The sequence below is a fragment of the Oscillibacter valericigenes genome, from assembly GCF_016902445.1.
Taxonomy (GTDB): Bacteria; Bacillota; Clostridia; order Oscillospirales; family Oscillospiraceae; genus Oscillibacter; species Oscillibacter avistercoris.
This window is the reverse complement of the sequence record NZ_JACSNX010000009.1, coordinates 17,498-31,143: the sequence shown is the minus strand read 5'-3', so window position 1 is coordinate 31,143 and position 13,646 is coordinate 17,498. Positions and strand designations below refer to the sequence as shown.

The window sequence follows — 13,646 nt, the reverse complement described above, 5'->3', positions numbered from 1 at the left end:
TCCACTCTCCACTCTTCACTCTCAATACCTTTTATCTTTTCACTTTTATCTCTTAACTAAAAAACAAGGAGGATTTTCCAATGCAGAAGCTGGAACAGATCTATGAGGGAAAGGCCAAAAAGGTCTTCCGCACCGATGACCCGGAGCTGTATATCGTGGACTACAAGGATGACGCCACTGCCTTCAATGGCCTGAAAAAAGGTACCATTGCGGGCAAGGGCGTCATCAACAATCAGATGACCAATGCCCTGATGCGGCGGCTGGAGAAGGCCGGCATCCCCACCCACTTCGTGAAGGAACTGAGCGAGCGGGAGACGCTGGTGAAGAGGGTCTCCATCGTGCCCCTGGAGGTCATCATCCGCAATCTCTCCGCCGGGTCCTTCGCCAAGCGGTACGGCGTGGAGGAGGGCATCGTGTTCGACGCCCCCACCATCGAGTTCTCCTACAAGAACGACGAGCTGGGCGATCCCCTGCTCAACAGCTATCACGCTCTGGCGCTGAAGCTGGCCACGGCGGAGGAGATCGAGACCATCAAGAAGTATGCCTTTGCCGTCAATGACATTCTGAAGGCCTTCTGGAAGGAATGCGGCGTCATTCTGGTGGACTTCAAGCTGGAGTTCGGCCGGCTGACCGACGGCACGATCGTTCTGGCGGACGAGATCAGCCCCGACACCTGCCGTCTCTGGGACGAAAAGACCCACGAGAAGCTGGACAAGGACCGCTTCCGCCGGGATCTGGGCGGCGTGGAGGATGCCTACGCCGAGATCATGAAGAGGCTGCTGGACCATGACGCGGAGTGAAATCAGCGCCGTGCTCCCGGCCCGCCACATCCACGAGGAGTGCGGCGTGTTCGGCGTGTACACGCCGGAGACTGCCGATGTGGCCTCCCTGGCCTACTACGCCCTGTATGCCCTCCAGCACCGGGGGCAGGAGAGCGCCGGCATCGCGGTGAACGACGACGGGGTCTTCACCGCCTACCGGGACGTGGGGCTGGTGAACGACGTGTTCCCGGCAGAGCGGCTCCGCTCTTTGGGCACGGGGACCATCGCCGTGGGCCATGTGCGCTACGGCACCACCGGGTCCGACAACAAGCGCAACGTCCAACCCATCCTGGTGAACCACTACAAGGGCCGCATGGCCCTGGCCCACAACGGCAACCTGACCAACTCCCACCAGCTGCGGCAGGAGCTGGAGAGCCGGGGCTCCATTTTCCAGACCACCACGGATTCGGAGGTCATCGCCTACATCATCGTCCAGGAGCGGCTGAAGGCCCCCTCCATCGAGGATGCCGTCGCCGCCGCCATGGGCCGGATCGAGGGGGCCTATTCCCTGGTGATCTCCTCTCCCACCAAGCTCATCGCCGTCCGGGACCCCCACGGCTTCCGGCCGCTGTGCATGGGCCGCCTGAAGGACGGGGGCGTGGTGTTCGCCTCCGAGTCCTGCGCCCTGGACGCCATCGGCGCCCGGTTCGAGCGGGACCTGCTGCCCGGGGAGATCGTGGTGGCGGACAAGCACGGCGTCAAGTCCGACACCCGCCGGTGCGGCCAGGCGGAAAAGCGCCTGTGCGTGTTCGAGTTCATCTACTTCGCCCGGCCGGACTCCGTCATCGACGGGTCCAGCGTCCACGTGGCCCGGCAGCGTGCCGGGGCCTTCCTGGCCCTGGAGCACCCGGTCCAGGCGGACATCGTCATCGGCGTGCCGGACTCCGGCCTGGACGCCGCCCTGGGCTATGCCCGGCAGAGCGGCATCCCATACGGCATCGGCTTCATCAAGAACAAATACATCGGCCGCACCTTCATCTCCCCCACCCAGGCCATGCGGGAGAATGAGGTCAACATCAAGCTGAACCCCATCCGCTCCGTGGTGGAGGGCAAGCGGGTGGTGCTGATCGACGACTCCATCGTCCGGGGCACCACCTGCCGCCGGACCATCGACCTGCTGCGCAAAGCCGGGGCAAAGGAGATCCACATGCGGGTCAGCGCGCCGCCCTTTGTGGCCGCCTGCTACTACGGCACGGACATCGACGATCCCACCAAGCTCATCGCCAACAATCACTCCGTGGAGGAGATCGCAAAAATCATCGGCGTGGACTCCCTGGGGTATTTGAGCCTGCAGGACGTGGTGAAGCTGGCGGACAACACGGAGTGCGGCTTCTGCACCGCCTGCTTCGGCGGCGGCTATCCCACCGCCGTGCCCCGGGACGGCGGCAAGGACCGCTTTGAGTGCAAGATCAGTGAGAGGGGGAAATGCTGACATGGAGAGCTATTCGGAGAGCTATCGGAAGGCGGGGGTGGACATCACCGCCGGATACCAGGGCGTGAAATTGATGGCCCCCCACGTGGAGCGGACGATGATCCCCGGTGTGGTGTCCGGCATCGGGGGATTTGGCGGGCTGTTCGCCCCGGATCTTTCCGGCATGCGCGAGCCGGTGCTGGTGTCCGGCACCGACGGGGTGGGCACCAAGATCCGCATCGCCCAGCTGCTGGACCGGCACGACACCGTGGGCGTGGACTGTGTGGCCATGTGCGTCAACGACATCATCTGCTGCGGGGCAAAGCCCCTGTTCTTCCTGGACTACATCGCCATCGGCAAAAATGTGCCGGAGAAGGTGGCCGCCCTCGTCTCCGGCGTGGCGGAGGGCTGTGTCCAGGCAGGCTGCGCCCTCATCGGCGGGGAGACCGCCGAGCACCCCGGCGTCATGGATGCCGAGGACTACGACCTGGCAGGCTTTTCCGTGGGCATCGTGGACAGGGGCGACATCATCGATCCCAGCCGGGTCCGGCCCGGTGACGTGGTGCTGGCCCTGCCCTCCTCCGGTCTCCACTCCAACGGCTTCTCCCTGGTGCGGAAGGTCTTTCACGTGGAGCACGCGGACCTGCGGGCCCACTGCGAGGACCTGGGGGAGAGCCTGGGAGACGCCCTGCTGACCCCCACCCGCATCTATGTGAAGCCGGTGCTGGCAGCCATCGGCGCCGCAGAGGTCCACGGTATCAGCCACATCACCGGCGGCGGCTTTTACGAGAACCTCCCCCGGTGCCTGCCGGAGGGCCTGACGGTCAGGATTGAAAAGGCGTCCCTCCGGACGCCGCCCATCTTCAAGCTGCTCCAGGAGACGGGCCGCATTCCGGAGCGGGACATGTTCAACACCTTCAACATGGGGGTGGGCATGGCGGTGATCGTCTCCAGGGAGACGGCGGACAAGGCCCTCTCCGCCCTGGCGGACCACGGCTGCCCCGGCTATGTGATGGGGGAGATCGTCCCTGGAGAGGAGCGGGTGGTCCTATGCTGAACAAGGCCCGCATCGCGGTGCTGGTCTCCGGCGGAGGCACCAATCTGGAGGCGCTGTTCAATGCCCAGGCGGCGGGAGCCCTGCCCCACGGGGAGATCGTGGCGGTCGTCTCCAGCAACCCCGACGCCTTTGCCCTGGAGCGGGCCAGACGCCGCGGGGTGCCGGCCTATGCCCTGCCCCGGAAGCAGTTGGGGCAGGAGGCCTTCGAGGCGGCGCTGACGCAGAAGCTGAGAGAATGCCGGGCGGATCTGATCGTCCTGGCCGGGTTCCTGTCCATTCTGTCTGCGGACTTCGTCCGGCGGTGGCCGGACCGGATCGTCAACGTCCATCCCTCCCTGATCCCCGCCTTCTGCGGGAAGGGGTACTACGGACTGCGGGTCCACCAGGCGGCGCTGGAGCGGGGCGTGAGGGTCACCGGCGCCACGGTCCACCTGGTGAATGAGATCCCCGACGGCGGCCGCATCCTGCTGCAGAAGGCAGTGGAGGTGCAGCCCGGCGACACGCCGGAGGTCTTGCAGCGCAGAGTCATGGAACAGGCGGAGTGGGTGCTGCTGCCCCAGGCCGTGGAGCAGCTGTCCGCTCACATCGCCATGGAAAAGGAGGATCATCTGTGAAACAGGATCTGTGCGCCCTGCTGCGGGGCAACCCCTATCCCGGCCGGGGGATCGTGCTGGGAAGGGCGGCGGACGGCAAGTCGTCCGTGGCCGTCTACTTCATCATGGGCCGCAGCGCCAACAGCCGCAACCGCATCTTCGCCGAGGAGCCGGACGGCATCCGCACCCAGGCGGCGGACCCCGCCAAAATGGAGGACCCCAGCCTCATTATCTACCATCCCGTGCGGCAGATGGGCCGGGGGCTCATCGTCACCAACGGGGATCAGACGGACACCATCCTGGAGTTTTTGAAACAGGGCCTTCCCATGGAGCAGGCCCTCCGCACCCGGGCGTTCGAGCCGGACGGCCCCAACTGGACCCCCCGGATCTCCGGCCTGCTGGGGCCCAACGGCAGCTACAAGCTGTCCATCCTGAAGGCCGCCGACGAGACCGGCAGGCGCTGCCTGCGGCAGACCTTCGAGTACCCGGGCCAGCCGGGGCTGGGCCACTTCCTCCACACCTACGCCGGGGACGGCAGCCCCCTCCCCTCCTTCGCCGGGGAGCCGGAGCCGGTGGCCATCGAGGGGGAGCTGGACGCCCTCACCGCCGCCGTGTGGGAAAGCTTGAACGACGATAACAAGATCTCCCTCTTCGTCCGCTTCACGGACCTGGAGACCCACACCTTCCAGCAGCGCATCGTCAACAAGTACCAACCGTTAGGAGTGAGGAGATAGAAGCTGAATGAGGAATGAGGAGTTAGGAATTAGGAATTGTGGTGTCCGGCAAAGCCGGACGAATTTCAATCGTTCCGCCTCCGGCGGAACACCGCAACTCCTATCTCTTATCTTTTATCTCCTATCTTCACTCTCAAAAATTCCGAATTCCTAACTCCTAATTCCTAATTGTATCGGGAGGTTTGCCATGAACGAACTGGAACTGAAATACGGCTGCAACCCCAACCAGAAGCCCGCCCGCATCTTCATGCGGGATGGGACCGATTTGCCCCTCACCGTGCTGAACGGCAGGCCGGGGTACATCAACTTCCTGGACGCCCTGAACTCCTGGCAGCTGGTGCGGGAGCTGAAAGACGCCACCGGCCTGCCCGCCGCCGCGTCCTTCAAGCACGTCTCCCCCGCCGGGGCCGCCGTGGGGCTGCCCCTCTCCGACGTGGAGCGTCAGATGTACTTCGTGGAGCAGGCGGGAGACCTGTCCCCCCTGGCCTGCGCCTACATCCGGGCAAGAGGGGCGGACCGGCTGTGCTCCTACGGGGACTGGGCGGCCCTCTCCGACGTGTGCGACGGCGATACCGCCCGGTATCTGAAGCTGGAGGTGTCCGACGGCATCATCGCCCCCGGCTACACCGAGGAAGCCCTGGAGATCCTGAAAGCCAAAAAGAAGGGCAACTACAACATCGTGCAGATCGACCCGGACTATGTCCCCGCCCCCCAGGAGTACAAGGACGTGTTCGGCATCACCTTCCAGCAGGGCCGGAACGATTTTACCATCAGCGAGGACCTGCTGACCAACATCGTGACCGAGAACCGCGACCTGCCGGAGGATGCCAGGCGGGACATGATCGTGGCTCTCATCACCCTGAAATACACCCAGTCCAACTCCGTGTGCTATGTGAAGGACGGCCAGGCCATCGGCGTGGGGGCGGGCCAGCAGAGCCGCATCCACTGCACCCGGCTGGCGGGCACCAAGGCGGACACCTGGTGGCTGCGGCACCACCCCAAGGTGCTGGGATTGCAGTTCGTGGAGCACATCCGCCGCCCGGACCGGGACAACGCCATCGACGTGTACCTCTCCGACGAGTACGAGGACGTGCTGGCGGAGGGCGTCTGGCAGCAGACCTTCGCCGTGAAGCCGGAACCCCTGACGGCGGAGGAGAAAAAGGCCTGGATCTCCACCCTCACCGGCGTCACCTGCGGCTCCGACGCCTTCTTCCCCTTCGGCGACAACGTGGAGCGGGCCAGAAAATCCGGCGTCCAATATATCGCCGAGCCCGGCGGCAGCATTCGGGACGACAATGTCATCGAGACGGCGAATAAGTACGGCATCGTGATGGCGTTCACCGGGATGCGGCTGTTCCACCACTAAAAATTAGGAATTAGGAATGAGGAGTTAGGAATTGAAGGAGAACGAGGTCAGGTGCAAAAGCCTGTTGTTTGCCAGACGCATCGTCATGCTTTATCAATACCTCTGTGAGGAGAAAAGGGAATATGTGCTTTCCAAGCAGCTTCTCCGCAGCGGTACCAGCATCGGCGCCGACATTTCCGAGGCGCAGTATGCAAGCAGCCGAAAGGATTTTCTCAACAAGCTCTATATTGCCTTGAAGGAATCCGCCGAGACCTTGTACTGGCTGGAACTGCTATACTCGTGCGATTACGTATCTTCCCCGGAGTACAAATCTCTCTATCAGGACTGTGAGGAACTTCGCAAGCTCCTCTCCTCCATCACCAAATCCATCCGAGACGGGAAAATTCCTAATTCCTAACTCCTAATTCCTCATTGACAGAAAGGCTGTGACAACATGACGCTCCTCGTAGTGGGCGGCGGCGGCCGGGAGCACGCCATCATCAAAAAACTGAAAGAGAACCCGAATGTGGAGACCATCTACGCCCTGCCGGGCAACGGCGGCATCGCGGCGGACGCCGTCTGCGTGCCGGAGATCGGGGCCACGGACATCGGCGGCATCGTGGCCTTCGCCCGGAGCCACGCCGCGGACTTCGCCGTGGTGGCGCCGGACGACCCCCTGGCCCTGGGGTGCGTGGACGCCCTCCACGCCGCGGGCATCCCCTGCTTCGGCCCGGACGCCAAGGCCGCCCGGATCGAGTCCAGCAAGGTCTTTGCCAAGGACCTGATGCAGAAACACCACATCCCCACCGCCCGGTATGAGGTGTTCACCTCCCCGGCGGAGGCCCTGGCTTTCCTGCGGACCGCCTCCTTCCCCATCGTCATCAAGGCGGACGGCCTGGCACTGGGCAAGGGGGTGCTGATCCCCCGGTCCTATGAAGAGGCGGAGGCGGCGGTCAGGACCATCATGGAGGACCGGGCCTTTGGGGACTCCGGCAGCCGGGTGGTCATCGAAGAGTTCTTGACCGGGCCGGAGGTCAGCGTCCTGGCCTTTACCGACGGCACTGCCATCGCCCCCATGGTGTCCTCCATGGACCACAAGCGGGCGGGGGACGGGGACACCGGCCTCAACACCGGCGGCATGGGCACCGTGGCCCCCAACCCCTGCTACACGGAGGACATCGCCCAGGTATGCATGGACACCATCTTCCTGCCGACCCTGGCCGCCATGCGGGCGGAGGGCTGCCCCTTCAAGGGCTGCCTGTACTTCGGGCTGATGCTGACCCCGGACGGGCCCAAGGTCATCGAGTACAACTGCCGCTTCGGGGACCCGGAGACCCAGGTGGTGCTGCCCCTGCTGAAAACGGACCTGCTGACCGTCATGCAGGCGGTGGAGAACGAGACCCTGGGAGAACTCACCGTGGAGTGGCGGCACGCCTCCGCCGCCTGCGTCATCCTGGCCTCCGGCGGGTATCCGGGCCACTATGAGAAGGGCAAGGCCATCTCCCTGCCCGCTTCCCTGCCGGGGAACGTGACCATCTACCACGCCGGAGACAGGCTGGACGAGAGCGGCCGGCTGGTCACCAGCGGCGGCCGGGTGCTGGGTATCACTGCCACCGGCCCCACCCTGCGGCAGGCGCTTGCCGACGCCTACGCCGCCGCGGAGACGGTGGACTTTGACGGCAAATACCTGCGCCACGACATCGGCCGGCGGGCGCTGGCGGCCCTGGCAGACTGAATCTCATTTTATCAAGCGCCTGACCGGCGCCGGGAGGTCATACGATGGTAAGACGGATCTATGTGGAAAAGAAGCCGGGACTCCGGCAGGAGGCCCAAAGCCTGCTGCGGGAGCTGCGGACCGTGGTGGGCGTCTCCGCCCTGGAGGGCCTGCGCCTGCTGAACCGCTACGACGCGGAGGGGCTGGACGAGGCCGCCTTCCGCCGGGCGGTGGGGACGGTGTTCTCCGAGCCCCAGGTGGACGATGTCACCGCGGCCCTGCCCGCCGGGGACTGCATCGCCTTCGGCGTGGAGCCCCTGCCGGGGCAGTTCGACCAGCGGGCGGACTCCGCCGCCCAGTGCATCCAGCTGATGACCCAGGGGGAGCGGCCCACGGTCCGCACCGCCAAGGTCTATCTGCTGTTCGGCCCCCTGACGGCGGCGGACGCGGAGGCGGTAAAGCGGTACGTCATCAACCCGGTGGAGTGCCGGGAGGCGTCCCTGGAGGTGCCGGAGAGCCTGACCCTGACGGCCGCCGTCCCGGCGGACGTGGCCGTTCTCACCGGCTTCACGGCCCTGGACCGGGCAGGTCTTTCCGCCCTGCTGGAAAAGCTGGGTCTTGCCATGGACCTGGAGGACCTGGCGTTCCTCCAGGCCTGGTTCCGGGACACAGAGCGGCGGGACCCCACCGTGACGGAGGTCCGGGTGGTGGACACCTACTGGTCCGACCACTGCCGCCACACCACCTTCTCCACCCATCTGGACAATATCCAGATCGACGACCTGAACGTCCAGGCGGCCTATGAGGACTATCTGGCCGCCCGGGTGGAGGTCTATGGAGCGGAGAAGGCGGCCAAGCGGCCCCAGACCCTCATGGACATCGCCACCATCGGTGCCAAGGTCCTGAAGAAGCAGGGCCTGCTCCCCGAGCTGGATGAGAGCGAGGAGATCAACGCCTGTTCCATCCATGTCACCGCCCAGGTGGACGGCAGCCAGCAGGACTGGCTGCTGATGTTCAAGAACGAGACCCACAACCACCCCACGGAGATCGAGCCCTTCGGCGGCGCGGCCACCTGCATCGGCGGGTGCATCCGGGATCCCCTGTCCGGCCGTGCCTATGTCCACCAGGCCATGCGGCTCACCGGCTGCGGCGATCCCCGGACGCCGGTGGGCGAGACAGTCCCCGGCAAGCTGCCCCAGCGGAAGATCGCCCAGACCGCCGCCGCCGGCTACTCCTCCTACGGCAACCAGATCGGCCTGGCCACGGGGCTGGTCAGCGAGGTGTACCACCCCGGCTACATCGCCAAGCACCTGGAGTGCGGCGTGGTGGTGGCCGCCGCCCCGGCGGCCAACGTGGTCCGGGAGGAGCCCCAGCCGGGCGACATCGTGATCCTGCTGGGCGGGCGTACCGGCCGGGACGGCATCGGCGGCGCCACCGGCTCCTCCAAGAGCCATGACAGCCACTCCCTGGCCACCATGGCCAGCGAGGTCCAGAAGGGCAACGCCCCGGAGGAGCGGAAGATCCAGCGGCTGTTCCGGGACGGGAACGTCACCCGCCTCATCAAGCGGTGCAACGACTTCGGCGCCGGCGGCGTATCCGTGGCCGTGGGCGAGCTGGCTGACGGCCTCTCCATCGACCTGGACGCGGTGCGGAAGAAGTACGACGGCCTGGACGGCACAGAGCTGGCCATCTCCGAGTCCCAGGAGCGGATGGCGGTGGTGGTGGCTCCGGAAAACGCCGAGAAATTCATCGCCGCCGCGGACGCCGAGAACCTGGAGGCCTATCCCGTTGCCGTGGTGACGGAGAGCCCCCGGATGGTGATGCGCTGGCGGGGCCGGACCATCGTGGACCTGAGCCGGGACTTTCTCAATACCAACGGCGCGGTGAAGCACACCAGCGTCTCCGTCCCCGACCGGAGCAGCGTGGAAGTTTCCATTCCTGTCGGAAACGGGGAGACCAAAACGGTAAAAGGCGCCAAATTTGGAGTATCTTTCAGCGGCTCTCTGCGTGAGATGGCCGCCAGTTTGAGATCCGCCTCCCGCCGGGGGCTGGCGGAGCGGTTCGATTCCACCATCGGGTGCGGCAGCGTGCTGATGCCTTTCGGCGGCAGGTTCCAGCGGACGCCGACTCAGGTGATGGCCGCCCTGCTGCCTGTCCTGCCGGGGCAGGAGACCGACCAGGCCAGCGTCATGGCCTGGGGCTTTGACCCGGACCAGATGATGGAGGATCCCTTCTTCGGGGCCTATACCTCGGTGGGTGTGTCCCTGGCCAAGCTGGTGGCCGCCGGCGCGGACTACCGGAAGGCCTACCTCACCTTCCAGGAGTTCTTCGAGAAGCTGCGCAGCGAGCCGGAGCGCTGGGGCAAGCCCTTCGCCGCCCTGCTGGGGGCGTTGGCCGCCCAGCTGGCCTTTGGCCGGGCGGCCATCGGCGGCAAGGACTCCATGTCCGGCACCTTCAACGACCTGGACGTGCCCCCCACCCTGATCTCCTTCGCCATCGCCCCCGTCAAGGCCGGCGAGGTCCTGTCCCCCGAGTTCAAGGAGGCGGGCCACCCGGTGTATGCCTTCGGCGGCTCCTCCAGCGCAGAGCACCTGAAGGAGACCTGGGAGGCCTTCCACGACCTGCACCGGCAGGGCAAGGTGAAGGCCGCCTGGGCGGTGGAGAACGGCGCTGCGGAGGCCGTGATGAAGATGTCCTTCGGCAACTCCATCGGCTTTGTGAACGATCCCCAGGCGGGCGCCCCCTGGTGGGGACCCTATCCCGGCATGATCGTGGCCGAGCTCACCGAGGAGGTGGACCTGCCCTGCGCCAACCGCATCGGCTTCACCACCGCGGAGCCCACCATCACCATTGGCAAGGACAGCGCCTCCATCGAGGAGCTGCTGAACCTCAACGAGGGCGCGCTGGAGGATGTGTACCCCAACCGCACGCCTGCCGATCCCGCGCCGGTGCCGGTGCCGGAGGCCCCGGCCTTCACCCGTGCCGCCCCCAGGGCCAGCGCGGCGAAGCCCAGAGTGCTGATCCCCGTGTTCCCCGGCACCAACTGCGAGTACGACAGCGCCCGGGCCTGCCTGCGGGCGGGTCTCACGCCGGAGATCCTGGTGCTGAACAACCAGACCCCCGCCAAGGTGGCGGAGTCCGCCGCCCGGTTCGCCCGGGCCGCCCGGGAGAGCCAGATCCTGTTCCTGCCCGGCGGCTTCTCCGGCGGCGACGAGCCGGACGGCTCCGGCAAGTTCATCACCGCCTTCCTCCGGTCTCCCCAGACTGCCGACGCGGTGATGGACCTGCTGAAAAACCGGGACGGCCTGATCCTTGGCATCTGCAACGGCTTCCAGGCCCTCATCAAGCTGGGGCTGGTGCCCTTCGGGGAGATCCGGGACACGGACGCCTCCTGCCCCACCCTGACGTATAACGTCATCGGCCGCCACCAGTCCCGGATCGTCCGGACGAGAGTGGCCTCCAACCGGTCCCCCTGGCTCTCCCGGGTGCGGGTGGGTGACGTCGTCAGCGTGCCCATCTCCCACGGGGAGGGGCGGTTCCTCTGCCCGCCGGACCTCCTGGCGCAGCTGGCGGAAAACGGGCAGATCGCCACCCAGTACGTGGACGACGGCGGCGCGCCCACCATGGACATCGCCGGCAACCCCAACGGCTCCGTCTGGGCGGTGGAGGGCATCACCTCCCCCGACGGCCGGGTCCTGGGCAAGATGGGCCACAGCGAACGGGTCGGCCCCTGCCTGTACAAAAATGTCCCCGGCAACTATGACCTGGGTCTGTTCCAGGCAGCCAGGGCGTATTTTTCCATCTGACGGTTGACAGGCCCGCCGGAAGCGGGTATCATAATCTGAAATACCCGACGGGAGGTGTCGGCCATCAGCTCCCATATCACGCTCCTGCCGGCCTGTGACGCCCTCGCGGACATCCGGGGACGGACAGGCCGCCGGCCGCATCGCCCTGCGGCGGCCGGGATTCCGCGAGATCCCCTGCTACAATAACAGTCCCCCGGATACCACGCTGTTTTTCCAGCTGGATCTGTAAGCGTGTTCCCATATCTGAAATCTGATGAAATGAGGTGGCCCTATGGCATATTTTTTCTCCGAGCCCTCCCGCACCTTCAGTGAGTATCTGCTGGTGCCCGGCTACTCCTCTGCGGAGTGCATCCCCGCCAACGTCTCCCTCAAGACCCCGGTGGTGAAGTACCGCCGGGGCGAGGAGCCCGCCCTCACCATGAACGTGCCCATGGTCTCCGCCGTCATGCAGGCGGTGTCCGGCGAGCAGATGGGCATCGCCCTGGCAAAAGAGGGCGGCATCGCCTTCATCTACGTCTCCCAGCCCATCGAGCAGCAGGCGGAGATGGTGCGGAAGGTGAAGAACTACAAGGCGGGCTTTGTCATCAGCGATTCCAACCTCCGCCTGGGTGACACCCTGGCGGACGTACTGGCCCTGAAGGAGCGGACCGGCCACTCCACCATGGCGGTCACGGACGACGGCACCGGCACCGGCAGGCTGCTGGGTCTCGTCACCAGCCGGGACTACCGGGTGAGCCGCATGGACCCGTCCACCCCGGTCAGTCAGTTCATGACTCCGGCGGAGAAGATCGTCTCCGCCCCGGAGGGCACCAGCCTGAAGGCCGCCAACGACATCATCTGGGACCACAAGCTCAACGCCCTGCCCATCGTCTCCGATGACGGGCATCTGGTGAGCTTCGTGTTCCGGAAGGACTACGACTCCCACAAGGGCAACCCCCTGGAGCTGCTGGACAGCCAGAAGCGGTATGTGGTGGGCGCCGGCATCAACTCCCGGGACTACGAGGACCGGGTGCCCGCCCTGGTGGAGGCCGGGGCCGACGTGCTGGTGATCGACTCCTCCGAGGGCTACTCCGAGTGGCAGAAGCGGACCCTGGCCTGGATCCGCAGCCGGTACGGCGACACCGTGAAGGTGGGCGCCGGCAACGTGGTGGACGGCGAGGGCTTCCGCTTCCTGGCGGACTGCGGCGCCGACTTCGTGAAGGTGGGCATCGGCGGCGGCTCCATCTGCATCACCCGGGAGACCAAGGGCATCGGCCGGGGCCAGGCCACGGCAGTCATCGACGTGGCGGCAGAGCGGGACAAGTATTTTGAGGAGACCGGCGTCTACGTGCCCATCTGCGCCGACGGCGGCATCGTCCAGGACTACCACATCACCCTGGCCCTGGCCATGGGGGCGGACTTCTGCATGCTGGGCCGGTACTTCTCCCGGTTCGACGAGTCCCCCACCAGCAAGGTCCTCATCGGCGGCAGCTATATGAAGGAGTACTGGGGCGAGGGCAGCGCCCGGGCCCGGAACTGGCAGCGGTACGACCTGGGCGGGGCGGCCAAGCTCTCCTTTGAGGAGGGGGTGGACTCCTATGTTCCCTACGCCGGCAAGCTCTCCGACGGCATGGCCACCACCCTGGCCAAGGTGCGATCCACCATGTGCAACTGCGGAGCGCTGACCATCCCGGAGCTGCGGGAGAAGGCTAAGCTGACGCTGGTGTCCTCCGTCTCCATCGTGGAGGGCGGGGCACATGACGTGCTGCTGAAGGACACCACCGCCGGCGGCAACCAGCGGAGCTGACGGCAATCTCGACCTCCTCGCCGCCCGACCTCCCGCGGCAGCGGGTCCAAGCGTTTTGCGCAGCAAAACCTTGAACCGGCCGGGCTCCGCCTGGCCGGTTGCGACCAAATGCGGGGTCCCCACGGGGCAGGTCCCGTGGGGTGCGGCGGCGCACATGACGTGCTGCTGAAGGACACCACCGCCGGCGGCAACCAGCGGAGCTGACGGCAATCTCGACCTCCTCGCCGCCTGACCTCCCGCGGCAGCGGGTCCAAGCGTTTTGCGCAGCAAAACCTTGAACCGGCCGGGCTCCGCCTGGCCGGTTACGATCAAATGCGGGGTCCCCACGGGACAGGTCCCGTGGGGTGCGGCGGCGCACACGATGTGCTGCTGAAAGACA

The 13,646-nt window shown here is 66.0% G+C and carries 10 protein-coding genes; all 10 read left to right on the top strand.

Translation table 11 applies throughout. From position 1 onward, the window contains the following. Positions 1–80 precede the first annotated feature (80 nt). The 10 genes from purC (at position 81) to H9X91_RS07755 (ending at position 13,267) form a co-directional block, all read left to right on the top strand. Complete coding sequence (purC, locus tag H9X91_RS07800) at positions 81–800, top strand: phosphoribosylaminoimidazolesuccinocarboxamide synthase (RefSeq protein WP_204804096.1); 720 nt, start codon at positions 81–83, stop codon at positions 798–800. Beyond that, positions 787–2,253 carry an amidophosphoribosyltransferase gene (purF, locus tag H9X91_RS07795; protein ID WP_204804095.1) on the top strand — a complete coding sequence of 489 codons (1,467 nt, stop codon included), beginning with the start codon at positions 787–789 and terminating at the stop codon, positions 2,251–2,253. The genes purC and purF overlap by 14 nt, the downstream gene beginning before the upstream one ends. Position 2,254: 1 nt before the next feature. Continuing rightward, positions 2,255–3,289, top strand: a complete 1,035-nt coding sequence (purM, locus tag H9X91_RS07790) for a phosphoribosylformylglycinamidine cyclo-ligase (protein WP_204804094.1) — start codon at positions 2,255–2,257, stop codon at positions 3,287–3,289. Next, a complete protein-coding gene (gene purN / locus H9X91_RS07785; protein WP_204804093.1) occupies positions 3,283–3,903 on the top strand; it encodes a phosphoribosylglycinamide formyltransferase in 621 nt (206 codons plus the stop codon). The genes purM and purN overlap by 7 nt, the downstream gene beginning before the upstream one ends. After that, on the top strand, positions 3,900–4,616 hold the full coding sequence (locus H9X91_RS07780; protein ID WP_204804092.1) for an IMP cyclohydrolase: 717 nt from the start codon (positions 3,900–3,902) through the stop codon (positions 4,614–4,616). The genes purN and H9X91_RS07780 overlap by 4 nt, the downstream gene beginning before the upstream one ends. Positions 4,617–4,803: 187 nt before the next feature. Then, positions 4,804–5,982 carry a phosphoribosylaminoimidazolecarboxamide formyltransferase gene (locus H9X91_RS07775; protein ID WP_204804091.1) on the top strand — a complete coding sequence of 393 codons (1,179 nt, stop codon included), beginning with the start codon at positions 4,804–4,806 and terminating at the stop codon, positions 5,980–5,982. A gap of 31 nt (positions 5,983–6,013) precedes the next feature. Continuing rightward, positions 6,014–6,379, top strand: coding sequence for a four helix bundle protein (locus H9X91_RS07770; protein ID WP_204804089.1), 366 nt, complete (start codon positions 6,014–6,016; stop codon positions 6,377–6,379). Between the two features lie 36 nt (positions 6,380–6,415). Next, a complete protein-coding gene (gene purD / locus H9X91_RS07765) occupies positions 6,416–7,696 on the top strand; it encodes a phosphoribosylamine--glycine ligase (protein ID WP_204804087.1) in 1,281 nt (426 codons plus the stop codon). A gap of 44 nt (positions 7,697–7,740) precedes the next feature. Further along, entirely contained in the window at positions 7,741–11,481 is a 3,741-nt protein-coding gene (locus tag H9X91_RS07760) for a phosphoribosylformylglycinamidine synthase (RefSeq protein WP_204804085.1), read from the top strand. 271 nt (positions 11,482–11,752) lie between these two features. Next, positions 11,753–13,267, top strand: coding sequence for an IMP dehydrogenase (locus H9X91_RS07755; protein ID WP_204804083.1), 1,515 nt, complete (start codon positions 11,753–11,755; stop codon positions 13,265–13,267). The last annotated feature ends 379 nt before the right edge of the window (positions 13,268–13,646 follow it).

Excerpts from the sequence above, each read along its gene's own strand:
- purN (WP_204804093.1), top strand. The coding sequence starts at position 3,283 with ATGCTGAACAAGGCCCGCATCGCGGTGCTGGTCTCCGGCGGAGGCACC.
- purD (WP_204804087.1), top strand. The coding sequence starts at position 6,416 with ATGACGCTCCTCGTAGTGGGCGGCGGCGGCCGGGAGCACGCCATCATC.
- H9X91_RS07775 (WP_204804091.1), top strand. The coding sequence starts at position 4,804 with ATGAACGAACTGGAACTGAAATACGGCTGCAACCCCAACCAGAAGCCC.
- purM (WP_204804094.1), top strand. The coding sequence starts at position 2,255 with ATGGAGAGCTATTCGGAGAGCTATCGGAAGGCGGGGGTGGACATCACC.
- H9X91_RS07755 (WP_204804083.1), top strand. The coding sequence starts at position 11,753 with ATGGCATATTTTTTCTCCGAGCCCTCCCGCACCTTCAGTGAGTATCTG.
- purC (WP_204804096.1), top strand. The coding sequence starts at position 81 with ATGCAGAAGCTGGAACAGATCTATGAGGGAAAGGCCAAAAAGGTCTTC.
- purF (WP_204804095.1), top strand. The coding sequence starts at position 787 with ATGACGCGGAGTGAAATCAGCGCCGTGCTCCCGGCCCGCCACATCCAC.
- H9X91_RS07760 (WP_204804085.1), top strand. The coding sequence starts at position 7,741 with ATGGTAAGACGGATCTATGTGGAAAAGAAGCCGGGACTCCGGCAGGAG.